The following is a 23,099-nucleotide window of genomic DNA, read 5'->3' on the forward strand; positions in this document are numbered from 1 at the left end:
GGCTCCGGCGGCGCGGAATCTCCGGCGAGGTGGGGGAGGCGGTTCGATGGCGCTACGGCACGCCGTGCTGGCGGCACTGCTGGACGGGGAACTGAGCGGGTATCACCTGGCGAAGTCGTTCGACCTGGGCGTGGCCAACTTCTGGTCCGCCGCGCCCCAGCAGGTGTACAGCGAACTGACGCGGCTGGAGCGGGCGGGTCTGGTCTCCGGCCGCGAGGTGGTGCAGGAGAGCCGCCCGAACAAGCGGCTGTTCCGGGTCACCGAGGCCGGGCTGGCCGAGCTGGGGGCCTTCGCGGCCACCGCCAGCCGCCCCTCGGTGATCCGCGACGACCTGCTCGTCAAGGTGCAGGCGGCCGACCACGTCGACACGGGGGAGCTGGCCGAGCGGCTCACCGAGCGCGCCGCCCACGCGGAGGCCCGGATCGAGCTGTTCGGAAAGGTGCTGCGCACCCTGCGCGGGGAGCGCGACGAGGAGGAGTTCCTGCGCCACGGCGAGCGCGTCGGCCCGTACCTGACCTGCCTGCGCGGCCTCGCCTTCGAACAGCACCACCGCGCGTGGTGCGAACGGAGCGCGGCGGTGCTGCGTGAACGGGAGGCGGCCGGTGCGCGCTGACGGATACCTGCGCTACGTGGCACTGGGGGACAGCCAGACCGAGGGCGTGGGCGACGAGGACGCCACAGGCACCCCCCGCGGCTGGGCCGACCGGCTCGCCGGGCGGCTGGTACGCCACAACCCCGAGGCGCGGTACGCCAACCTGGCGGTGCGCGGCCGGCTGGCCGGACAGGTCCGGGCCGAGCAACTGCCGTCCGCGCTCGCCCTGCGGCCGGACCTCGCCACCGTCGTCGCCGGGGTGAACGACCTGCTGCGGCCCCGCTGCGACGTCGACGAGGTCGCCGGGGAACTGGAGGCGATGTGCGTCGCGCTCACCGCCCAGGGCGCCCGGGTGGCGACCCTCACCTTCCCGGACATCACCCGGCTCATCCCCCTCGCCCGGCCGGTCAGCTCCCGGGTCCTCGCCCTGAACGCGCGTATCCGGGAGCTGAGCGCGCGGCACGGGATCGCGTGCGCGGAGACCGAACCACACGCGGTCGTCTCCGACCCGCGCCTCTGGGAGCCGGACCGGCTGCACGCCAGCCCCTTCGGCCACCAGCGGATCGCCGCCGCGATGGGGCACGCCCTCGGGCTGCCGTGCTGCGACGACTCCTGGACCCGCCCGCTGCCCCCGCCCGTGACGCCCGCCCCCACCGGGCTGCGCGCGGTGGCCGGGGAGGCGCGCTGGGCCGCGGCGTTCCTCGGCCCCTGGGTCGGCCGCCGGCTGCGGGGGCGTTCCTCGGGCGACGGCCGGACCGCCAAGCGACCCGAACTGCTGCCGATAGGCGAGCTGCCGCCGGTCCCCGAACCCGGCTGAGCGGTGGGACCGGATGACGCCCGGGTACGGGGCGGTCCGTCCGCCCCGTCGGGCCGGGTCCGCGCTCGCGGAGTGTGGCGCTCCCCGGCGCCCGGCCCCGCGTCCGGCGAGAGCGGGTGCGTGCGGGGGTGAGAGCCGAACTCGCCCGAGGAGAGGGACGGATGGAAGAGGAACTCGCGGCGGGGCCGGAGCCCGTGGCCACCGGAACCGGCGCCGGGGAGGGCTACGGCGCCGAGCCCACCGACGTCGAGGAGGCGGCGGCCGCCGCCCGCCGGGTGGTGGCCGCGCTGCTGCACGCCGGGGACCGGCCGGGCGCCGAACTGCGCGACGTCGCGGCCACCCTGCACGGCCTCGCCGACCGTCTCGACGCGCACGCCCCGGCCACCGAGGCCCGGCTTGCCGAGATGTGGGCCGACGACGGCGCCGTGCGGCACGATCCGGTCGCCGCGCGGCGGAACCCGCTGGCACCGCCGCTGACCCTCACCCGGCGGGACGACGGCTCCGTCACGGCGGTCACCACGCTCGGGCTGCCCTACCAGGGACCACCCGGCTGTGTGCACGGCGGGATCTCGGCGCTCCTGCTCGACCACACCCTCGGTGCCGCCAGCCGCCGGGCGGGCGAGCCCGCGGTGACCGGTCAGCTGACGCTGCGGTACCGCAGACCCACCCCCCTCTTCGCCCCCCTGACCCTGGAGGCGCGGCGGCTGTCCGTCGCGGGGCGGCGGATCCAGGCGGAGGGGACGCTCTCCGCGGACGGCCGGGTCTGTGTCAGTGCCACCGGCCTCTTCGTCGCCCACCGGCTGCCGCGCCCCCGCTGACCGCCTCCCCGCCGTGCCGCGCGGTGGGCGCGGCGGCTCCGCGCGCCCGCCGTCGGCGGGGTAAAGCGTTTGACGGCGGGGGAGCCCGGCGGTCGAATGCGGCCCATGAACGCGACTCCGGTCCCCTCCGCGCCCGCCCACCCCGTGGACGGCGCGCTCGTCCGCCGTCTGCTCGCCGGGCGGTTCCCCCGGTGGGCGGGGCTGCCGGTGGAGCGGTTCCCGTCCGGCGGCACGGTCAACGCCATGTTCCGGCTGGGCCAGGAGATGGTCGTACGGCTGCCGCTGGCGGAGGGGGGAGCCGACGACCTGGCGCGGGAGCGCTGGTGGCTGCCCCGTCTCGCGCCGCTGCTGCCCACCCCCGTCCCCGAGGTGCTGGGGGAGGGGGAGCCCGCCGAGGGGTACCCGTGGCCGTGGTCGGTGTACCGCTGGCTGCCGGGCGGCAACCCGTCCGAGGACCGTGTGCGTGAACCCGTGGCCCTGGCCCGGGAGCTGGCGGCGTTCGTCACCGCGATGCGGAACGTCGCCCTGCCGGACGGGCCGAAGGCCCATCGCGGCGGCCCGCTCACGGAGTTAGACGCGGAGACCCGGTGGGCGATCGGGCGGCTGCGGGAGATCCCGGAGGAGGGCGTGGACGGGGACGCCGCGCTCGCCGTCTGGGAGGACGCCCTCCGGGCCCCGGGGTGGGACGGCCCGCCGGTCTGGGTGCACGGCGATCTGATGCCCGGCAACCTGCTCGTGGACGGCGGCGGGCTGGCCTCGGTGATCGACTTCGGCTGCGCCGGCCTCGGGGATCCGGCCTGCGACCTCTTTCCGGCGTGGAACCTGCTGCCCGCCGGGGCGCGGGAGGTCTTCCACCGGGAACTCGGAACGGACGACGCGTCCTGGCGACGGGGCCGCGGGCGCACGCTCTCGCAGGCGCTGATCGCGCTTCCGCACTACCGGACGACGAACCGGGCCATGGCGCACAACGCCCGGCACGTGATCCGGGCGGTGCTCAGCGAGCGGTGAACCCGGGCGGCCCGGCCCCGCTACGCGCGGGACTCAGCAGTACGGCGGCTGGTTGGTCAGGGACGCGGCCACCCGCATCCAGACGCCGAAGAGCCGGTACAGCGCGGGGAGATCGCCCTCGGCCCGCACCGTCCGGCTGTCCAGCGAGGTGACCTGCGGTATCCCCAGCAGCATCGCCGCGACCGAGGCGGACTGCCAGCGGACGGTGAGCGCCGACGGGCTGGGCACCGGCGAGCAGGTCCGGGCGGGCGCGGAGAGGGCGGCGCCCACCGCCTCCTCGATCTTCCGCCGCGCCTCCTCCGGTGGCCGCAGCTCCGCCGCGAAACGGTCGTGGGCGTACTTCACCGCGACGGTGGTGACGCCGTCGTCCCAGGCCATGGTCTCCGCGCAGGCGTGGTCGTCGCCGGTGAGCGCGGCCAGCGGCACCCCGAGGGCCGCCGCGGTGGCCTGGGCGAGCCCTATCTCGCCCACCGGGCGGCCGCCCAGCCAGATGTCCTCGATCTCGTGTCCCATGAAGCTGTGGCTCAGCAGGCCGAGGGTGCCCGCGCGGGAGTGGTAGCCGACGCACACCATGGCGTCGTGTTCGGGCGCGAGCCCTTCGAGCATGCCCATCGGCTTGGGCCTGCCACGCAGCAGCCGGGCCGCCGGATGGAGGTGCTCCGGCAGCAGGTTGCGCATCGGGCCGTGCGCGTCGTTCACCACGATCTCGGTCGCCCCGGCTGCCAGGGCGCCGCGTACCGCCGCGTTGACGTCCTCGGCCATCATCAGCCGTCCGCGCTCGTAGTCCCGGCCGCCCGGCTGGACGTCCGCGGCGTCCACCAGGCCGGTGACGCCCTCCATGTCCGCGCTGATGTAGATCCGCACTCGTTTGCCCTCCACCGTGATCGTCGGAGGGACGCACGCCGTCCTCCGCCGGTTCCGCCGACCGCTCCCACCGGTTTCGGCCATCCCCCGCACAACGTCCCGGGTGCCCCGGGCCGTTCCCGGCGGTGCCCCGGAGGCCGCGCCGGATCCGTCAACGGCCGGGATACTGCGGGGAGTTCAGCGGGCCTGACCGGACGTGGAGCGAGCGGGACGGATGCCCAGCTCCCGGGCGGCCGACAGCCAGCGCGGGAACTCCGCGAGGAGCCGGTCGTACAGCTCCGCGTCGCTCATCCGGCGGGGATCGGCCCCGGCGGGGAAGAAACCGGCGTTGTCCACGATCCGCCTGCCCGGAACGGCGAGTTCGTCGAGCTTACGCAGGAAGGCGAACTCGGTGTCGCCGGGGTCGCCGAAGCCGACGAACTGCCAGAACAACGGCAGTCCCGCCGCCCGGCACAGGAAGCGTTCGGCGGCGAACTTGCTGGTGGGGCCGCCGTCGGTCTGGAAGACCACCAGTGCGGGGGAGTCGGGCTCGCTCGCCAGGTAGTGGTCGAGGACGGCGTCCATCGCCCAGTGGTAGTTCGTCCGCCCCATGTGGCCCAGCTCCCGGTGGAGTTGGCCGATACGCCCCTGGTACCCGGAGAGGCCGAACTCGGCGGTGCCGTCCACGTCCGTGGAGAAGAAGACCAGCGGCACCGTTCCGTCGTCGTCCAGGTGCGCCGCGAGGCCCAGCACCCGCTCGGCGAGGTGCTGCACGGTGCCGTCCCGGTAGTACGGGCGCATCGACCCGGAGCGGTCCAGCACCAGGTAGACGGCGGCACGTTCACCCTCCAGCGCGTGCTCGCGCAGACTGTTCCCGGCCCGTTTGTACAGGCTGACCAGGCCCGGTGCCGCGCTCTCCAGCGCGGGCAGTCCGATCGCCGATCCCATCCGCCCTCCCGCTCCCACCGCTCCCGCGCCCCGCGCCCGCCCCCGGACGGGACGAGTCTAGGCGGCCGGTCACGGGGTCCCCACACCGGCGGGGGCGCCCCGGGCCGCTCCGGTTCGGCGCGGAGAGTGTGGGGTAACTGCCCCTGGGAAGTGGCTTGTTGAGGTGAGGGGGAGGGTGTGGAGTCCACCGCCGTCGACCGGCCCGACGAGATGCGGGAGCTGTGGGACCTCGCCCTGCGCGCTGCCCACGCGGGGGGCCGGAGCGTCACCGGGCCCGCTGGCCGTTCCGGCGCCGTGGAGTGGAAGTCCTCGCCCACCGATCCGGTGACGCGGGCCGACCGGGACAGCGACGCGCGGATCGCCGCGCTGCTCTCCGCCGAGCGGCCGGAGGACGGCGTGCTGTCCGAGGAGGCGCCCGAACGGCCCTCGGCGAGCGGGCTGCGATGGGTCGTTGACGCCCTCGACGGCAGCGTGAACTACCTGTACGGCATCTCCCACTTCGCGGTGAGCGTCGCGGTGGAGGAGCGCCGTGGCCGGGACTGGACCCCCGTCGTCGGAGTGGTGCACGACCCCGTCCGCCGCGAGACGTTCTCGGCGGCCCGCGGCGCGGGGGCGTTCCGGGGCGGAGACCGGCTGCGGGTCAGCGACCCGGTGCCGCTGCCTCGCGCGCTCGTCGCCACGGAGTTCTCCTACCGGGCCGACTCCCGCGCGCGGCAGGCCCGGGCCGTGTCCCGGATCCTTCCGGCGGCCCGGGACATCCGGAGCACCGGCAGCTCCGCGCTGGACCTGTGCTGGACGGCGGCGGGCCGCTTCGACGGCTACTACGAGGACGAACTGGAGCGCTGGGACTGGGCGGCCGGAGCACTGATCGTGCGGGAGGCCGGAGGCGTCACCTCCGCCCTGGGCGGCGGGATCCTCGCAGCCGGGGCGGCGGCGCACCGCGAACTCCGCGCGCTGCTGGAGACCCCCGCCGGCGCCCCGTAGACGGTCTCGACGCCCCGGACCCCCGTCCCGGACCGGACCTCCCGAACCTCCCAGACCTCCCGAACCACCCCGTGCCTCCCGGACGTCGCGGGGCCGGGCCGTCCGGGGCGGGCCGGGGTCACCCGCCGGGGCGCGGATGGCGCAGGTACAGCCCGCGGTACAGGCAGCGGCGCCGGAGCCCGGAGTCCAGGTAGGCCGTACGGCCGTGCGCGACACGGGTGTTGTCGAGGACGATGGCCTCCCCGGCCGCCAGGCCGAGCAGGGCGAAGTGCGGCGAGCCGGGCCTCGCGGCACCGGCCAGGAAGTCGATCCCGCGGCGCAGCGCGTCCTCGTCGACCCCGGGCGGTGCGGCCCAGAAGTCCGTGGCGGTCACGCTGTACCGGCAGACCAGCGCCCCGTCCCGCACGGAGACCGCGGGGCCGTGGTTGGCGTCGGTGCATCCGTTGATGTTGGCCCGGCGCACCAGGGTGCCCGGGGTGGCGAGCGCGAGGGCGGCCGCCTCGTCGGAGGCGACCAACTCGGCGAACGCCGCCGCGGTGTTGAAGAGGATCGTGTCTCCCCCCTCCGCCGCCGGGGTCTCGCAGACCAGCACCGACGCCTTGACGACCCCGATGTCCTGGAGGGTTCCGTCGCTGTGCAGCCGCTGCCGGTCGGTGCGGCCGAACGACGGGTGGTCGGCGTCGGGGGTGTCCGCGTTGCGGGCGGCGGAGATGCGGGAGACGGGCGGCGCCGCGTGCCCGCCCATGGTGTAGAGGGGTGGGGTGAACGGCGCGCCGAGCCGGAGCGAGGCGGCGAGCGCGATCAGCGCCTCGGGCGCGGGCGGGTCCGGGGACAGGCCGACGACGCAGAAGCCGTTCCGCTCGTAGCGCCGGACGATCTCGGCCGCGGTGGGACGGTCGAGGCCCGCGGGGTCGCGGACGGTCACCGGGCGATCCGGGATCGTCGCGAAGGTCGTGGTGGACCTCCCGGCCGCGGTGACCAGTTCGTGCGGACTGACGGACGCGGGCATCGTCGCTTCTCCCCCTGAGGGCTCGGCGGTTCTACTGGCCTTGCGGTGGGGCGAACACCCGGTGGATCACGGGTGGTGGCGCGGGGCGCTCCCCGCCGACGGTGAAGGCCCCGGCGAGCAGGCGCGCCGCCCGTTCCGTCGCGCCACCGTCCGCGTGCAGCTCGGCCAGTGGCTCGCCCGCCTCGACGCGGTCCCCGACCCGGCGGACGACTCGGACGCCCGCGCCGTGGTCGAGCGGCGCGTGGTGGGAGAGACGGCCAGCCCGCACGTGGACCGCCGCCATGCCGACGGCTCGCGGATCGACGGCCGTCACCCAGCCGCTCCGGTCGGCCGTGACGGGCGTGACCTTCCGCGCCGCCGGCAGGAGCGCGGGCCGCTCCAGCACCCGTGGGTCCCCGCCCTGGGCGGCGACCCAGGTCAGGAGGCGGTCGTAGGCGTCACCACCGGCCAGCGCCCGCGCCACACGGGCGTCGGCCGCCCGGCCGCACAGCGCGGGGTCGGCGCTCTGGAGCATCAGCCGGGCCAGCGTGGCGCAGGCTTCCGAGACGCCGGGCACCCACTCGCCCCGGAGCACGGCCAGTACCTCCCTCAGCTCCAGCGCGTTCCCCACCGCGTGGCCGAGCGGCTGACTCATGTCACTGAGCACGGCGCGGCAGGAGAGCCCGAACCCGGTGGCGAGCCCGAGCATCGCCTCCGCCAGCTCCGTGGCCCTGCCCCGGTCGGGGATCAGCGCCCCGGATCCGGTCTTCACGTCCAGTACGAGGCCGTGGGCGCCGACCGCGACCTTCTTGCCGATGATGCTGGCGGCGATCAGCGGGACGCTCTCCACCGTGCCGGTGGCGTCCCGCAGGGCGTAGGTCGCCTCGTCCCCGGGGGCGAGCGACGCGCTCTGGCTCACGATCGCCATCCCGGCCCTCCGCGCCGTCCGGTAGATCGCGTCCGGGGCCAGATCCAGCCGTAGCCCCGGCACGGACTCCAGCTTGTCGACGGTCCCGCCCGCGTGCCCCAGCCCGCGCCCGCTCATCTTGACCACCGTGACCCCACAGGCCGCCACGAGCGGGACCACGACCAGGCTGAGCTTGTCCCCGACGCCGCCGGTGCTGTGCTTGTCCAGCACCGTGCCGCCGATCCGCTCCAGGTCCAGCCGCTCCCCGCCCGCGACGTAGGAGGTGGTCAGCGCCCGTGTCTCGTCCGCGTCCAGCCCCGCGCACGCCACGGTCGCGAGCCAGGCCGCCATCTGGTAGTCGGCCACCCGGCCGTTGACGTAGTCGCTGACCGTGGTGTGGATGTCGGCCGCGGACAGCGGCAGCCCGTCCCGCTTGCGCGCGACGGCGTCGAGGATCCGCGCCGAGGCCCCGCCGTCCGGCTCCGGGGCGCCGGTCGTCGCGGCGGCGGGCACGTCAGCCGCCCCCCTCGCGGGCCGCCGCGGAGAGGCGGGCCACCACCTCGTCCACAGCGTCGGTGTCGATCGTCAGCGGTGGTACCGCCATCACCGCGGTGCCCTGCTGGCGCACCAGCAGGCGGTGGTGCCGGGCCGACCCGGCCAGGGCGGCGGCCGCCTCCGGCGAGGCCAGTTCGAGGACCGCCACCAGGCCCAGCCCCCGCACGTCCACCACCCCGGAGGCGCCCGCGAGCGGGGCGAGGCCGTCCAGGAGCCGTGCCCCCATCGCGCGGGAGTTCTCGACCAGACCCTCCCGCTCGACGACGTCGAGGGTGGCGAGCCCGACGGCGCAGGACACGGCGTGGCCGCTGGTGGTGTGCCCGTACCGGAGCCCGCCGAGGACGGGGTCCTCGGAGAAGGTCCGGTAGACGCGCTGCTGGACGGAGACGGCCGCGAGCGGGGCGTAGCCGCCGCTCAGCCCCTTGCTGCTGACGACGACGTCCGGCTCGACGCCGTCGTGCTCGAAGCCGAACATCCGCCCCGTCCGCCCGACGCCGGTGAACACCTCGTCGATGACCAGCAGCGTTCCGTGGGTGTCGCACAGCTCCCGCAGCCCGCGCAGGAATCCCGGGGGGAGGACCGCGCCCCCGCCCACGTTGAGGAGTGGTTCGACGACGACCGCCATCGGCGGGTCGGACGGGTCGCCGCCGACGGCCGTGGCGAAGTCGGCGAGCAGGCGCGGCGCGAACTCCGGCGCCCGCAGCGCCCGGTGGTCGGCGGGCAGGTCCACCGGCGTCACCCGGAGCGGATCACGGAAGGCGTGGGAGGTGGGGGGCAGCCCGGACAGGCTGCGGGCGAGGGTGGTGGATCCGTGGTAGCCGCGCGCGAAGGTCACCACACGCGTACGGGGCCGCCCGCGATGGGCCCAGTGGGAGGCCGCGATGAGGCAGGCCGCCTCGACCCCCTCGCTCCCGCTGTTCGTGAACAGGGTGCGGGACAGCCCGCCGGGTAAGTGCCCGGCCAGGCGCTCCGCGAGCAGCCCGGACGGTTCGTGGCTCTGCGCGGAGAGGTCCACACCGTGGAGCCGCCCGAGCTGCCGCGCGGCCGCTTCCACGATCGCCGGATGCGCGTAGCCACACGTGGAGTTGAGCGAGGAGGCGTCGAGGTACTCGGTGCCGTCGGCATCCCACAGGCGGTGGCCGCGCGCGCGGTCGGCCATGACCCGCTGGCCCGCCGCGTCGATCGGGGACCACGGATGCCAGACGTACTGCTCGTCGCGGCGCTGGGCCCGCTCGGCGCCGCGCGCGGTGTGCTGGATCGCCATCTGTCCGTCCTGAGGGTGCGGGTGGGATGTGTCGTGGAGGCGGCGTACGTCGTTCCGGGCGCCGCGCTGCTTCCAGAACCGTCCGCGGCGTGATCTCTTTCGGCTCCGCGCGTCAGTGCGCCCCGCGTCAGGGCGAGTTATGCATTCAGAGCCCCCGATTGCGCCGTAGTGGTGATCGTAGGTCGGAGCCGACCCCTCTGCAAAGGCCCCTGCCGCCGCCGACTTCCGCCGATCCCACCGTCGGAGAGTGGCGCGAAAAGCGAGTTCCCCGTGACCTTCGCAGTTCACCTGGTCACGGTCGGAGACACATTCCCGGCCGACGCTCATCGCGTTGCCGGAAACGGCAGGGAACGGGGCGCGTACTGCCGGAAAGCTTAGGGGAGATCGTGACGGGAGTGGTGCCGGAAGCCGTTGTGCAGCGGAAATGCCGCCAGGGCGGGAGTGGTTAGGGAACTGGAAGAGCGGACGTTCGTGTCAATTGCCCGCGCGGCGTACGGGTTTTCGTGAGGACGGGTTCCGGGGATCTCCGGGAAGCTCGTATGGTGGCGTTCACGGATTCCTCCCAAAAACCGGAGCGGAGCGAGGAGTTCGGCGTCCCCCGATCTCGTCGCCAGCGCGTCGCGGAGGAGGTGACCGTCCCCGCTCGCCCCCGCCCGGAACGCCCGGGTCCCGAACGCGAGCCCGGCCCCGGCCCGGACTGGCCGGGGTCCGCGGTCATCCGAGGAGTGGCGCCGTCCCGTTGCCGATGCCTCAGCCCGAGGAGTTGCGTATGGACGCCCTGCCCCGGCCGGAGAGCCCGGAGAACATGGAGAGCCCCGAGCCCGGAGCGGACGGGCGGCCGATCCCCGCGGTCACCACCCAGACCAAGCGCCTCGCGCTGCTGCGCGGCCCCGACCGCTGGTGGAAGAACCCGTACGTCTGGGCCTACTCCTTCCCGGGCCGCCTCGACGTGCCGCGCCTGGAGCGGGCCCTGCGCCTGGTCGCCCGGCGCCACAGCGGCCTGCGGCTCCACTTCCTCCCGGACGCCCCGGCCGACACCGTCGGCTGCCTGCCTCCCGGGGAGGCGAGCTGGCCACTGCGCGAGATGACCGCCGGCTCCGATCCGGCGTCCGCCCAGGCCGAGGCGTACGCCTGGCTGCAACGGGAGTTCTCGCCGTACGAACGGCCGCTGCTCCGCGCCGCCGTGCTGCACCGCCCGGAGGACGACCTGTTCGGGGTGTCCGTCGAGCAGAGCATCCTCGACCACGCGGGTGCGATGGCCCTGTTCGACGACCTCACCGAGGTGTACGACGGGCTGGCCGGCCGGCCGGCCTCCGCCTTCGACGAATTGGTCACCGACGCCACGCGCTTCGCCCACGACGAGCGCGCCTGGTTCGCGACCGACGCCGCGGCCGAGGCGCTCGCCTGGTGGGACGAGCGCAACGAGGGGCTCGGCGCCTACCCCGGACTGGACCTCCCCGAGCTGGGGCGGTTCGACCCCTTCGCGCCCATCGTCTCCCACGACGTGCCGCTCTCCGCCGAGGAGACGGCCCAACTGCGGCGCTACGCACGGCGGTTGCGGATCTCGACCACCATGCTCGCGTTCGCCGCGACCGCGGTGACCCTCCGCGCCCACGGCCACTCCGGCGACGTGCGCTTCCTCTTCGCCACGTCCCGGCGGGTGTGGCCCGGCACGGAGAGGCTGGTGGGGTACTTCTCGAACCGCATGATGCTGCGGCTGCCGGTGACCGCCGGGGACACCGTCCCCTCGCTGGCGCCGACGGTGCGCACGCGGGTCCTGGACGCCCTGGACCACAGCCTGTTCAGCCACGAGGAGTACGTCCGGGCCCGGCATCCGGAGGCCTACGACCGCTACCCGGCGGGCTACGGGTACGTCAACACGGCCGTCTACGACCCCGCTCCGCGACTCGACGGACTGCCGCTCACCCGCGAGTCCCCGCCCCCCTTCCGCCAGGACTACCACCAACCGGGCCTGGCCCTGGCCCTCTTCCTGTACGGCGACGGCCCGGCGGTCGTCAACGCGACGTGCGCGCGGGGCATGTACACCCGTGAGTTCGTCGAGGAGATCACCCGGGACTTCGCGCGGACCTGCGTCGGCAAGGGGCCGGAATGAGGACGCCTCCCGCCCCGCCGTGACGCGACCGACGCCCCGCCCCCGTCAGCTCCCATCGCCGGTGACCCGAAAACGCGGAACCGCCTCCCGGTCCCCGGAATATCCGGAGAGGCCGGGAGGGGATACCGCGGGTGGCGGGGAGAACAGGAGGTTCCACCACGCGGGAGTAGGGAGTTCGGTGTACGGAGCACTCACGACGCTGTCCGGATTTCGGGCGGACGGCGGCCGGAAACCCGCGCCAGCCCCGGAATGATCCCTGCCGAACGGTTGGGAGCGGAACGCCGGAACGATGAATACCGGGTTCTCGCGCGAGGGCCGGAGTGATCCGGTCGGCCGCCCCAGGATCACGCGTCACACGGTTCGTTGACCGCCCAGTCCTCTCCACGTGATCGGATGTCAGTATGGCGAACCCCTTGCAGGTGTACTCCGCCGCGGAGTTAGCCGCCCGGCGCAGTATGAAATGGCGGGAGTACCCGCCGGACGTACTGCCGATGTGGGTGGCCGAGACCGACACCCCGCTCGCCCCACCGATCCGGGCCGCGCTGGTCGCCGCCCTGGACCGCGGCGACACCGGCTACGCGTACCACGCGGACCTGGCCGACGCGTTCGCCGGGTTCGCCGCGCGCCGGTACGGATGGCGGCCCGACGCCGCCCACATGGTCCAGGTGCCCGATGTGCTCCAGGCCATCAGCGAGGCGATCCAGCTGGTCACCGGGGTCGGTGACGGGGTGGTGCTGGACACCCCGGCGTACCCGGCCTTCCTCAGCCACCTGCCCGCGATCGGCCGCCGCGTCGTCGGGAACCCGATGGCGAACGGCCGGATCGACCTGGCTGGGCTGGAGCGGGCCTTCGCGGGCGGGGCCCGGGCCTACCTGCTCTGCAACCCGCACAACCCGACCGGCACCGTCGCCGACCTCGAAACCCTCCACACCATCGCCGAGTTGGCCGACCGGTACGGGGTCCGGCTGGTGGTGGACGAGATCCACGCCCCGGTCACTTATCCGGGGGTCGTGCACGTGCCGTTCGCCACGCTCGACGCCGAGGCGGCCGGCCGGGCGTTCGTCGCGGTGTCCGCGTCGAAGGCGTGGAACCTGGCCGGGCTGAAGGCCGCGCTGCTGGTCGCCGGGCCGGAAGCGGTCGCCGACCTGCGCCGGCTGCCCCCCGAACTGTGGGTGTCGGTCGGCATCCTCGGGGTGATCGCCGGCGCCGCGGCGTTCAGCGAGGGCGAACCCTGGCTGGACGGGCTGCTGGCCGCGCTGGACGAGAACCGGAAGCTGCTCGCCGTCGAGCTGGACCGGGAGCTGCCGCGGATCGGGTACCAGCCGCCGGACGCGACGTACCTGGCCTGGCTGGACTGCCAGGAGCTGGGACTCGGTGACGACCCGGCGGCCGTGTTCCTGGACCGGGGCCATGTCGCCCTGAGCCCGGGCCCGTTGTTCGGCGAGCCGGGACGTGGCTTCGTCCGGTTCAACCTCGGCACCTCCCCGGAGCGGATCCGCGAGGCGGTGGCCCGGATGGCCCGCGCGGTCGGCTGAGCGCGGGGCCCGTCGCGTCATCCGGGCCCCGCCGTCCGGCGGTGCGGCCCGGATGACGGGATGGTCAGCGGCCGTGGGTGAAGTCCGCGACGGCCTCCTCCGCCGCCCGCCGACTGAACCCGGCCAGCACCGGGTTGCGCTCCCGGTAGTGGGCCGTGGCCAGCGCGCCGACGCACAGGGCCCAGCCACGGGCCCGGGCCCAGGTGTGCTCGTCCACCGGCAGTGAGGTCCGGAACTCCGCCCGCCCCACCGGCGACAGGAACGTCCAGGCCGCCATGACGTCGAGCGCCGGATCGCCGACGCTGAGCAGTTCCCAGTCGATGACCGCGCTCGGCAGCCCGCCGCGTACCAGGACGTTGCCCGGATGGATGTCGCTGTGCACCCACACCGGCGCCCGCCGCCACGGAGGCACCCGGAGGGCCGACTCCCACAGCGCGGTGGCCGCCGTCACGTCGAGGACGCCGTCGAGCCGGGCGAGCGCCTCCCGCACCACCCCGTCGCGGACCGGAAGCGGCGTGCCCCGCATTCCGCTGTGCGGCCCGGCGCGGGGCCCGCCGGCGGTCGGCAGCGCCCGCAGCGCCCCGACGAACCCGGCCAGCGCCCGCCCCACGGCGGGCTCGTCCGCCACCGGGGCCGCAACCGCGTTCTCGCCCTCCAGCCATCGGCACACCAGCCAGGGCCAGGGAAACCCCTCGCCCGGGGCGCCGTGGTGGACCGGTTCGGGGACCTCCAGCGGCAGCCGGGGCGCGTGCCGTGGCAGCCAGCGCCGCTCCTTGCGGATGTGGTCCGCGGCCCATGCCGTCTGCGGCAGCCGCACCGCGAGGTCCGCGCCGAGCCGGTAGATGGTGTTGTTCACGCCAGCCGAGGCGACCCGCTCCAGCGGGAGGCCCGCCCACTGTGGCGTCTGGGCCGCCAGCAGTTGGCGCACGTGGTCCGCGCCAGGCTCGATCCGCAGCTCATCGGGCACTCTCGGCCGTCCTTCCGGGGGTCACGGACCGCCCCACCCGCCGTCCGCGGGGAGCGCGTCCAGGAACAGCTCGATCGGTGGCTCCGGCACCAGGTAGAAGTGCCCGCCGGGCCGCACGGTGTGGTGGAAGGCGCCGGTGGTCAGCTCTCCCCAGCGTTCGGCCGCGCGCGCGGTCACATGGCCGTCCTCGTCGCCGCGCACGGCGAGGATGTCGCAGCGCAGCGGGGTGCCCGGCGGGTGGCGGTAGCGCTGGAGCATCTCGAAGTCCGCGCGCAGGTACGGCAGTACCAGCTCCCGGGCCTCTTGGTCGGCCAGCAGCGCCGCGTCGGTGTGTCCCAGGGCGATCAGGGACCGCGCCGCGGCCTCCTCGTCCCACACGCGGCCCCCCGCGTGGCCGGGGTCGTGCGGCGCCCGCGCCGAGGAGACGACGAGCCGTTCGGCCCGGCGTCCGACGTGCTCCAGACGCCGGGCGGTCTCGTACGCCACGATGGCGCCCAGGCTGTGCCCGAGCAGGACGACGGGACGGTCGAGGAGGGGGCCGAGCGCTGCGAGGGCCTCGTCCGCCGCCCCGGCGAGGTCCCCATGGCAGGGCTCGTCGAGCCGGTCCGCCCGCCCCGGGTACTGGACGGCCGCGACCTCGACCTCCGGGCGGTCGGTGGCCCAGCCGCGGAAGAAGTTCGCCGACCCCCCGGCGTGCGGGAAGCAGATCAGGCGGCGGACGGCCGCCGGGCGCGGCAGCGGCACCCGGACGACCGGGAGAGGGCGGTGCGCCGCCATCAGCCGGCCGCCCTCGCGGCCGCCACCAGGCCGACCAGTTCGTCGAAGGAGGCGAGCCCGTACACGTCGACGAAGTCGAGGAGGACGCCGAAGCGGTGACCGACGTCGTCGACGAGCCGGATGAGGTCGAGCGAGGTTCCCCCGGCGGAGAAGAAGTCGTGTCCGGCGTCCGCCGGCGCGCCGGTGTGCCGCCGCCACAGCTCCGCGAGCACCGCGCGGTCGTCCGCCTCCGGTTCCCCGGGATCCGTGTCCGCTTCCGAGCCCGGTCCTGGTGCCGGTCCGGGTGACCAGGTGGGGCGCCGGTCGCGGTAGCGGGCGGCCAGCGCGGCGCGGTCCACCTTTCCCGACTCCGTGAGCGGGAACCCGTCGACGGGGACCACCTCGGCCGGTACCAGGTGCCCCGGCGCCCGTTCGGCCGTCCGCGCCCTGACGGCCCGGGGATCGGCGTCCGGCGTCGTGGTCCGGACGAACACCACGACGCGCCGGTCGTGCCCCTCCCCGACCGGGACCGCCGCAGCCGCGCGCACCCGCTCGTCCGCCGCGGTCAGCGACTCCACCTCGGCCAGGTGGACGCGGAACCCGCGGACCTTGCACTCGTCGTCCTCCCGGCCGTGGAAGGCGAGGTCACCTCCGGGCAGCCGCGCGGCCCGGTCGCCGGTCCGGTAGATCCGCCCGCCGGGCACGGAGGGGTCGGGCAGGAAGCGCTCCCGGGTCCCTCCCGGATCGCCGACGTACCCGGTGGCGAGCCGGTCGCCACCCAGATAGAGGTCGCCGACCTCACCGTCCGGCACGGGGAGGCGGTCCGCGTCCAGCACCAGGCAGGTGGTTCCGGCGACCGGCGTCCCGATGGGGACCGACGGCCCGGACCCGTCCCACCGTGACAGCGGGAACGCCGTGCTCACGACGGTGTTCTCGGTCGGTCCGTAGCAGTTGACGATCTCCAGGCCCGGGCACTCCCGCCGGGCCAGCAGCGCCTGTTCGTACGGCAGCACGTCGCCGCCGACGATCAGCTGCCGCAGCGAGCGCAGCGCCTCCGGACGGCGCTCGACGACCAGCGCGAACACCGCCGGGGTGAGGACGGCGGTGGTGACCCGGGGATCGGTGAGCAGAGCGGCCGTCTCGTGCACCGAGCGGGAGTGACCGGGGGCGCACAGCAGCGCGGCACCGGCCAGGAGGGCCGACCAGATCTCCAGCATGGACGGGTCGAAGGTGAGGATGGTGTGCGCCAGGACGACGTCGCCGGGCGCGCGCCGGACGGGGCTGTCCCGGAGGCAGAGCGCGGTCAGGGCGCCGTGCGGGACCCCCACCGGCTTCGGGGCGCCGGTCGACCCCGAGGTGAACATGGTGTAGGCGAGGTCGTGGGCGGTGCCGGCCGGTTCGGCGACCGGGCCCCCGGCGGGGGCGAACTCCAGCAGCTCCCGGACGTGCCGGACGCCGACCGGGACGCCGGGGGGAACCGGGTGGTCCCCGGTGGCGAGCAGCAGACGCGCCCGGACGAGACCGGCCATCCGCCCGACGCGCTCCGCCGGACAGTCGGGGTCCACCGGCACAACGTGGCCGCCGGCGCGCAGGATCCCGAGCATCCCGGTGATCGTGTCGCGGTCGCCAACCCCCCGCAGGCAGACCGCGTCGCCGGACTCCACGCCCCCCGCGCGCAGCGCCCGGGCCAGCCGCGCCGACGCCTCCCACAGCTCGCCGTAGGTGGCGGTCCCGGTCGCGTCCCAGACGGCGGTCGCGTCCGCGCGCGCGGTGACCCGCCGGGCGAACGCCTCCTCCACGCGGACGAAGGTGCCGTCGCTCATCGCGGCTCCTTCCGGCGCGACGTCAGGGGCTGGTCCTCCAGTTCGCGGTCGGCGGCCAGCCGGGCGAGCAGACGCGCCTGCTGGCCGAGGGTCCGGGCGAGCATGAACTCCCGCAGCGGCAGGTCGATCCCGAGCCGTCCCTCCAGACGACGGACGACGCGGATGGCCGTGAGCGAGTCGCCGCCCAGGGCGTAGAAGTCGTCGTCCGGCTCGACCGCCGGGTGACCGAGCACGTCGCGCCAGGCGGCCAGGAGCTCCTCCCACGCCGCCGGGCGCTCCTCCGTGGCCGGGTCGGCGGGCTCCGCCGACCCGGCGGACTCGGTGGGTCCGGGGGGTACGGTCCGCGCGGCGGGGGCGGCCGGTGTGCCCGCTCCGCTCGCCCGTAGCCGTACCGCGGACACGGGGAAGTGGCCGCCGCCGAAGACCGTGCCCGGCAGGCGGATCCGGCTCCCGGCGGGGGCGAAGGCGGCACGGTCCACCGGAACGCCGGTGGTCCACAGCTGGGCGAGGGCGGGCAGCGGCTCGTGCGCGCCCGTCCCCGGCAGCAGGCGCACGGCGTCCACGCCGACGCGGGTCGCGGCGGCCGACAGCGCCCCGCCGGGCCCCACCTCCAGTGCGACCGCGTCGGGGTACCGCTCCCGCAGGGCCCGCAGCCCGTCGCCGAAGCGGACGGTGTGGCGGGCCGCCTCGGCGAACACGGTCAGCGGCACCCGGGCGCCCGCCTCCACGACGGCTCCGTCCACGTTCGTGACGAAGGGGACGCGTACCCGGCCGGGCGCGCGGTCGGCCAGGTGGGCGCGGAGGGCCTCGGCCGCGGGCTCCATGGCGGCCGAGTGGAAGGCGTGGCCGGTCCGCAACACCCGGACGGGAACCGTCCCCTCCAGCCGGCGGCGGAGTTCCTCGACGGCGGCTTCCGGCCCGCTCAGCACATAGCCGTCCGGGGAGTTGACCGCGGCCAGCTCCAGGCGGGGATCGGCGGAGGTCCACCGCCCGGCCTCCGCCACCTCGCCGGTGACGGCGAGCATCGCCCCCGGAGGGCAGCGCGACATCACCTCCGCCCGCAGGGCGACCAGCCCGGCCGCGGCCGCCGGGTCCAGCACCCCGGCGAGCGTGGCCGCGGTGATCTCTCCAAGGCTGTGCCCCGCCAGCGCGATCGGCCGCACGCCCGCCTCCGCGAGCGCCCCCGCGGCGGCGAAGCCGACCGCGAACAGCGCGGGCTGGGCCAGCAGCGTGCCGCGCAGCTCCGCCGCGGGGAACGCCGTGTCGTACAGCGCCTCCCGCACCCGCGCGGCCCGGTCCTCCGGGAACGCGTCGAGAACGTCCTCCAGGAGTTTGCCGAACCCCTGGAGCCGCGCCGCCAACGGCGCGGCCATACCGGGCCGTTGCGCGCCCTGCCCCGGAAGCAGGAAGACCACCGGCCGGTCGCCGCCCGCTGGCGCCCGGCCCCGGGCGCGGCGCGGGCCGCCGCGCAGCGCCGCCGCGGCCTCCTCGCCGGTCGCCGCGGCGACGGCCAGCCGCTCGGGCAGGACGGCGCGCCCCACCCGCAGCGAGAACGCCGCGTCGCGGGCGTCTACGGAGCCGTCCGCCAGGGCTTCCGCGAGGCGCCCGGCGGCGGAGTCCAGGGCGGCGGGACGGACCGCCGAGAGCGTGATGATCACGGGTGAACGCCGGGGCGGCGGTGGGGCGTCGCCCACCGGGGGCGGGGGCGCCTCGACGATCACATGGGCGTTGGTGCCGCCGATCCCGAAGGAGCTGACCCCGGCGCGGCGCGGCTCCGGCCCCTCCCAGCCGCCCGGGGCCTCCGGCACGCGCAGCGGCGAACCGTCCGCGGGCAGCAGCGGGTTGAGCTGGCTGAACCCCGCCATCGCCGGAACCTCGCCGTGGCGCAGCACCATCAGCGTCCGGTGCAGTCCGGCGAGTCCCGCGGCGGCGTCGAGGTGGCCGATGTTGGCCTTCACCGAGCCGACCGCGATCTGTGCCGGGCGCACCCCGGCCTCGCGCAGCACCCCCGAGGTCGCGGACCACTCGATCGGGTCACCGACGTAGGTGCCGGTGCCGTGTGCTTCGAGGTAGCCGAGGGAACCGGCCTCCACCGCGGCCGCCCGCAGCGCCGCCCGCAGGACGGCGGCCTGCCCGCGGGGCGACGGGGCGCTGTAACCAGCCTTGTCCGGGCCGTCGTTGTTGACGGCGGACCCCAGGATGACGCCGTGCGGCGCGGCGTCCGCGGGGGCTTCGCCGAACCGGCGCAGCACCATCGCGACCACCCCGGAGCCGCCGATCGTGCCGTTGGCGCCGGCGTCGAACGGGCGGCAGACGCCGTCCGGCGAGACGATGCCCCCGCGCGCGTACACCGATCCGGCCTGCGGGAACCTGGCCGAGGCGGCGACCACCACCGCCTGGTCGCAGTCCCCGCTGTTCAGCGACTGCGCCGCCAGGTGCACCGCGACCAGCGAGGACGAGCAGGCCGTCGAGACGCTCATCGCGGGGCCACGCAGGCCGAGGCGGTAGGCGATACGTGTCGCCATGAAGTCGCGGCTGACCCCGGCCTCCAGGGCCTCCCTGGTCTCCGGGTCGAGGTCGTCACCGGCGAGGAGCCGGGCGAGGGAACTCTCGCTCGCCGAGGCGAAGACGGCGGTGCGCAGCGTGTCGGTCAGGGGATCGCGGCCCGCGTCCTCCAGCGCCGCCCAGGTCGCCTCCAGCATCATGCGGTGCTGCGGGTCGATCAGTTCGGCCTCCCGGGGGCTGACGCCGAACAGCTCGGCGTCGAAGCGCTCCCCGTCCGCGACGCGGCCGCGCACCGGTACGTAGGACGGGTCCCGGACCAGGTGGGCTGGCACCCCCGCCTCCGCGAGCGCGTCCGCGTCGAACCGGGTGGTGAGCACCGTGCCCGTGCGGACCGCAGCCCACCAGGCGCCCGGATCGGTGGGGCCGGGCAGCCGGGCGTGCACCCCGGTGATCGCGACGTCCAGCGCGCGATCCCTCATACGTCCCCCGTGGTCGCCGAGCGGCGCCGGCTGGCGGCCAGCCGGGCCCGCCGTGGGTCCGGCTCCGGCTCGGCCGCGTCCGGGGCGGGGAGCCCGCCGGTGAGCAGCCGCACCTGCTCGTCGACGGTCGTGGAGGTGAAGAGGTCGAGAATGTCGATCTCCACCCCCAGGCGTTCCTCCAGGGCCAGTTGGAGGGCGGGCACCAGCAGTGAGTGGCCACCCGCGTCGAAGAAGTTGACGTCGGCGCCGACCGAGTCCACCCCGAGCGTCCGGCACCACGCGGTGAGCACCGCCGCCCGCACGGTGTCCCCGGAACCGCCTGAATCGCGGGCGTCGCCGGGGCTGGGGGGCGCCGTCCCCCGGGCGCCGGTGGCGCGGCCACCGGTGGGCGCGCCCGGGGCGGGTGGTTCCCGCAGCGCGGCACGGTCGACCTTGCCGTGCGCGGTCCGCGGGAGTTCCGCCAGCACCGTGAACGAGGTGGGGACCATGACGGGCGGCAGCCGCCGCGCGAGCCGCTCCCGCGTCCGCCGCTCGTCGAAGTCCGGCCGGACCGCGAGGAACGCGTCGAGGCCCGCGCCGCCCGGGGCTGCCAGCACCGCCGCGTCCGTGACGTCCCTCTCGGCCCGCAGCGCGGTCTCCACCGCCCCCAGCTCGACCCGGTGCCCGCGGACCTTGACCAGGCCGTCGCTCCGCCCCAGGAAGTCGAGCCCGTCCCGCTCGTTCCAGCACACGATGTCGCCCGTGCGGTACGTTCGCCCGCCCGGCCCGTCGGCGAACCGCTCGGCGGTGGCCTCCGGACGCCCGAGATAGCCGCGGGCCACCCCCGTCCCGCCGACGTACAGCTCGCCGGGAACACCGCGCGGCAGCGGCTCCCCGGCCCGGTCGCGCACCGACAGCACCGCTCCGGGCGCCGGACCACCGATGTCGACCGGCGCGGGCTCGCCGAAGACGCGGACGGTGCTCCAGACGGTCGCTTCGGTGGGGCCGTACTCGTTGGCGAGCACGGTCCCGTGCAGCAGGCCGAAGTGCCGGTCCACCAGCTCCCGTGGCAGCTCCTCGCCCGCCGTGACGACCAGCCGCAGCGAGGCCAGCGCGGCGGCGCCGGCGCGCTCGGCCCGGTCGAGCAGCCCGGCGTACAGGGCGGGCACCGCCAGCAGCGCGGTCACGCGCCGCCGTGCCACGAGCCCGAGCAGACGCTCCGGATCGCGGACGTCCCCGGCCGAGGCCACCACGAGACGGCCGCCGGAGGTCAGCGTGGACCACAGCCCGGCCATGGACGAGTCGAAGGAGAGCGGGGACAGCAGCAGGAAGACCTCCGGGCGGCCGTAGGTGGCCAGCCGTCCGGCCGTCGACGCGGCGAGCGACCGGTGTTCCACGACGACGCCCTTCGGCTCGCCGGAGGTGCCCGAGGTGTAGACGACGTACGCGGCGTCGCCGGGGTCCGGTGCCCGCGCGGGCGGCGGCGTCCCGCTGGCGTGCGCCAGTTCGGCGGGGGAGCGCACCTCGACCCCGGGCAGCCGACCCGACCAGGCGGCGTCGCCCAGGACGAGACCGCACCCGGCGTCGCGGAGCATCGCCGCGAGCCGCGCGGCCGGGAAGGCCGGGTTCAGCGGGACGTAGGTGGCGCCCGCGCGCAGCACGCCGAGCACCGCCGCGACCGCCGTGGCGGAGGGCTCGGCGAGGACGCCGATCCGCGACTCCCGCCCCAGGCCGCGGGCGTGCAGCGCGCCGGCCACGGCGTCCGCCTGGTCCAGCAGCGCGCGGTAGCTGAGCCGGGTTCCGGCGTCCTCCACGGCGGGGCGCTCCGGATCGCTGGCCGCGATCTCGGCGACCGCGTCGGGCACCGGCCGGAGCCCGCCCCCCACGGCGGGGCCCCCGCCGAGCGCCGCCAGCTCCGCGCGGTCGGCGCCGGAGAGCATCGGGACCTCCCCGACCGTGCCGGACCCCTCGCACAGCCCCGCCAGGACCGCGGCCGTGTGCGCGGTGAACCGTCGGATCCGGTCCGCGGAGTACCGCGACGCGCGGTAGGTGGCGAGGAGTTCGGCCGTGTCGCCCCGGTCGCGCAGCACCATCGTCAGGTCGTACTTGGCGACCCGGACCGGCAGTTCCACCTCGCTGACCCGGAGGCCCGCCGCCTCCAGCACCGGCGCGTCCGCCTCGACGTTGAACAGGCTGCCGAAGACGGGTGTCCGGGCGGCGTCCGGCACCACGTGGAGACGGCGGACGACCTCCTCGAACGGCAGCTCCCGGAGCGAGAAGGCCCGCATGAGCGCGGCGTGCACCGACCGGCAGTAGTCCGCGACCGTGGCGTCCGGCTCGGCGTGTAAGGCCAGTGGCACAGGGTTGACGAACATCCCGACGGTGTCGGCGAACTCGCCGGACCGGGTGTCCATCGTGCCCCCGACGACCAGCCTGGTCCGGTCGGTGTAGCGGCTCAGCGTCAGCGCGTACGCGCTCAGGCCGATCACCTGCGGGGTGGTGCGCAACCGGCGTCCGAGTCCGCGCACGCCCTCCCACACCTCCGCCGGGATCGGCTGCCGGACGAGGGCCCCGGCGCGGTCGGCGTCCCGGACGGCCGGGGCGAACCCCAGTGGGTCGCCCGTCTCCGGCGGCCGCAGCTCCTCGATCCAGGAGTCGACCCGGGGGCCGGACGGCACGGCCGTCCGCGCGACGTACGCGGTGTACGGGCGGCCCACCGGGTGCGGTTCCGCCCCCGCGTACGCGCCGAACAGGTCCCGCGTGATGAGCGCGAACGACCGGCCGTCGACCACCGCGTGATGCGCCCCGACGACCAGGAGGTGCTCCTCCGGTCCGAGGCGGAGCAGCTCGGCGTCGACCAGACGGTGCCCGACGAGCGGGAACGGGCGAGTGACCGCGCGCTCCAGCTCCCGGGGTACGGCCGCCGGATCGACCTCCCGCACCGGGAGCGGGAAGTCCCGGGAGTCCCACTCCGCGCGGCGCGGTTCACCGTCCACCGCCTCCAGCCGCAGCCGCAGCTCCGCGTGCCGCTCCAGCACCCGGTGCCAGGCGCGCCGCAGCCGTTCGGGGTCGAGGTCACCGACCAGCCGTCCGGCCCACGGAGCGGTGAACTCCGCGCTGCCTGGCTGGAGCCGGTAGGCCAGCCACAGCCGCCGTTGCGCCGCGGAGAGCGCTGGCGCGCCGCTCCGGTCCGGGTCCGCCTGTGTCTCAGCTGCCAT

Annotated in this window: 17 protein-coding genes; 7 read left to right on the forward strand and 10 right to left on the reverse strand. The window is 75.8% G+C overall.

Going from position 1 to position 23,099, the window contains the following annotated elements; all coding sequences use genetic code 11:
• Positions 1-46: 46 nt before the first annotated feature.
• From E0L36_RS09805 to E0L36_RS09820, 4 genes are all read left to right on the forward strand, one after another.
• Entirely contained in the window at positions 47-613 is a 567-nt protein-coding gene (locus E0L36_RS09805; protein ID WP_180928426.1) for a PadR family transcriptional regulator, read from the forward strand.
• A complete protein-coding gene (locus E0L36_RS09810; protein ID WP_180928427.1) occupies positions 603-1,409 on the forward strand; it encodes an SGNH/GDSL hydrolase family protein in 807 nt (268 codons plus the stop codon). Before E0L36_RS09805 ends, E0L36_RS09810 begins: the two co-directional genes overlap by 11 nt.
• Positions 1,410-1,570: 161 nt before the next feature.
• On the forward strand, positions 1,571-2,227 hold the full coding sequence (locus tag E0L36_RS09815) for a PaaI family thioesterase (RefSeq protein ID WP_180928428.1): 657 nt from the start codon (positions 1,571-1,573) through the stop codon (positions 2,225-2,227).
• Positions 2,228-2,332: 105 nt separating this feature from the next.
• Entirely contained in the window at positions 2,333-3,235 is a 903-nt protein-coding gene (locus E0L36_RS09820; protein WP_180928429.1) for an aminoglycoside phosphotransferase family protein, read from the forward strand.
• 33 nt (positions 3,236-3,268) lie between these two features.
• Here E0L36_RS09820 and E0L36_RS09825 read toward each other — a convergent pair whose 3' ends face one another.
• On the reverse strand, positions 3,269-4,099 hold the full coding sequence (locus E0L36_RS09825; protein WP_180928707.1) for a M55 family metallopeptidase: 831 nt from the start codon (positions 4,097-4,099) through the stop codon (positions 3,269-3,271).
• 177 nt (positions 4,100-4,276) lie between these two features.
• Complete coding sequence (locus E0L36_RS09830) at positions 4,277-5,026, reverse strand: VWA domain-containing protein (RefSeq protein ID WP_180928430.1); 750 nt, start codon at positions 5,024-5,026, stop codon at positions 4,277-4,279.
• Positions 5,027-5,203: 177 nt separating this feature from the next.
• Between E0L36_RS09830 and E0L36_RS09835 the strand changes: the two genes are divergently transcribed.
• On the forward strand, positions 5,204-6,010 hold the full coding sequence (locus tag E0L36_RS09835) for an inositol monophosphatase family protein (protein WP_219636144.1): 807 nt from the start codon (positions 5,204-5,206) through the stop codon (positions 6,008-6,010).
• 118 nt (positions 6,011-6,128) lie between these two features.
• Here the strand turns inward: E0L36_RS09835 and E0L36_RS09840 are convergent, their stop codons facing one another.
• Genes E0L36_RS09840 through E0L36_RS09850 form a run of 3 tightly spaced genes read right to left on the reverse strand, consistent with a single transcriptional unit; the run spans position 6,129 to position 9,724 of the window.
• Positions 6,129-7,019: a TauD/TfdA family dioxygenase gene (locus tag E0L36_RS09840; RefSeq protein ID WP_180928431.1), complete on the reverse strand. Its 891-nt coding sequence runs from the start codon at positions 7,017-7,019 to the stop codon at positions 6,129-6,131.
• Between the two features lie 31 nt (positions 7,020-7,050).
• Positions 7,051-8,418, reverse strand: coding sequence for a thymidine phosphorylase (locus E0L36_RS09845; protein WP_180928432.1), 1,368 nt, complete (start codon positions 8,416-8,418; stop codon positions 7,051-7,053).
• Position 8,419: 1 nt separating this feature from the next.
• Positions 8,420-9,724 (reverse strand): aspartate aminotransferase family protein, encoded by a 1,305-nt coding sequence (locus E0L36_RS09850; protein WP_180928433.1) that lies wholly within the window; start codon positions 9,722-9,724, stop codon positions 8,420-8,422.
• 769 nt (positions 9,725-10,493) lie between these two features.
• Here E0L36_RS09850 and E0L36_RS09855 point away from each other — a divergent pair.
• Together E0L36_RS09855 and E0L36_RS09860 are read left to right on the forward strand one after the other, a co-directional pair.
• Complete coding sequence (locus E0L36_RS09855; protein WP_258015943.1) at positions 10,494-11,837, forward strand: condensation domain-containing protein; 1,344 nt, start codon at positions 10,494-10,496, stop codon at positions 11,835-11,837.
• A 401-nt stretch (positions 11,838-12,238) separates the two neighbouring features.
• On the forward strand, positions 12,239-13,372 hold the full coding sequence (locus E0L36_RS09860) for a MalY/PatB family protein (RefSeq protein ID WP_180928434.1): 1,134 nt from the start codon (positions 12,239-12,241) through the stop codon (positions 13,370-13,372).
• Between the two features lie 64 nt (positions 13,373-13,436).
• Here the strand turns inward: E0L36_RS09860 and E0L36_RS09865 are convergent, their stop codons facing one another.
• Genes E0L36_RS09865 through E0L36_RS09885 form a run of 5 tightly spaced genes read right to left on the reverse strand, consistent with a single transcriptional unit; the run spans position 13,437 to position 23,099 of the window.
• Positions 13,437-14,339 (reverse strand): aminoglycoside phosphotransferase family protein, encoded by a 903-nt coding sequence (locus E0L36_RS09865; protein WP_180928435.1) that lies wholly within the window; start codon positions 14,337-14,339, stop codon positions 13,437-13,439.
• A gap of 21 nt (positions 14,340-14,360) precedes the next feature.
• Positions 14,361-15,116, reverse strand: coding sequence for a thioesterase II family protein (locus E0L36_RS09870; protein ID WP_180928436.1), 756 nt, complete (start codon positions 15,114-15,116; stop codon positions 14,361-14,363).
• Positions 15,116-16,918, reverse strand: coding sequence for a non-ribosomal peptide synthetase (locus E0L36_RS09875; protein ID WP_180928437.1), 1,803 nt, complete (start codon positions 16,916-16,918; stop codon positions 15,116-15,118). The genes E0L36_RS09870 and E0L36_RS09875 overlap by 1 nt, the downstream gene beginning before the upstream one ends.
• Positions 16,915-19,902 carry a type I polyketide synthase gene (locus E0L36_RS09880; RefSeq protein WP_180928438.1) on the reverse strand — a complete coding sequence of 996 codons (2,988 nt, stop codon included), beginning with the start codon at positions 19,900-19,902 and terminating at the stop codon, positions 16,915-16,917. Before E0L36_RS09880 ends, E0L36_RS09875 begins: the two co-directional genes overlap by 4 nt.
• On the reverse strand, positions 19,899-23,099 hold the full coding sequence (locus E0L36_RS09885; protein WP_180928439.1) for a non-ribosomal peptide synthetase: 3,201 nt from the start codon (positions 23,097-23,099) through the stop codon (positions 19,899-19,901). Before E0L36_RS09885 ends, E0L36_RS09880 begins: the two co-directional genes overlap by 4 nt.

The sequence above is a fragment of the Streptomyces sp. AJS327 genome (assembly GCF_013450295.1).
Classification (GTDB): domain Bacteria; phylum Actinomycetota; class Actinomycetes; order Streptomycetales; family Streptomycetaceae; genus Streptomyces.